The sequence below is a fragment of the Donghicola sp. XS_ASV15 genome (genome assembly GCF_041224595.1).
Taxonomy (GTDB): domain Bacteria; phylum Pseudomonadota; class Alphaproteobacteria; order Rhodobacterales; family Rhodobacteraceae; genus Donghicola.
Genome location: NZ_JBGFGN010000020.1, coordinates 1 through 445, shown reverse-complemented (window position 1 = coordinate 445; position 445 = coordinate 1). Strand labels below are relative to the sequence as shown.

Here is a 445-nt window from a genome sequence, read left to right as displayed (position 1 = left end):
GACCACATGCTCCGAAGCGGGCGCGTCGTCATTGTCCAAGCCTTCGAGGGCCTCGAAGGGGCTTGGGACGGCGGTGCCTGCGCTCGCGTCTTCAGAGGCCTTTGGTGCTTCGTCTTCGGATGCCATCTGATCTTTGGGAGTCTCAGTGTCTTCCGGGGAGGACAAATCTGCGTCTGGCTCTTCCACGTCAGCAAGCGCCGCGAAGGGGTCTTCCTCTTCGGTGGCGGCTAAGGGGTCTGCGTCGGGTTTGCCCTCGACGGCCACCTCGGCTTCTATGGGGGTGTCTTCTGTCGCCGAGGGGAGAGTGTCGTGACCTTGCTCCTCCTCCGCGCCCCCAAGGGCAGCAAACGGGTCATCGTCTGCGCTGAATGCTGCGAAGGGATCTGCGTCGGTTTCTTCAGTGGCGTCCATGTCGAGCGCGTCGTGGGCTTGGGCTGTTTCGGAA

The 445-nt window shown here is 62.9% G+C and carries 1 protein-coding gene; it reads right to left on the bottom strand.

The genetic code is table 11. The features are described 5' to 3' along the window. On the bottom strand, positions 1-445 hold a 445-nt coding region (locus AB9K37_RS00420), incomplete at both ends, for a hypothetical protein (RefSeq protein ID WP_369835096.1).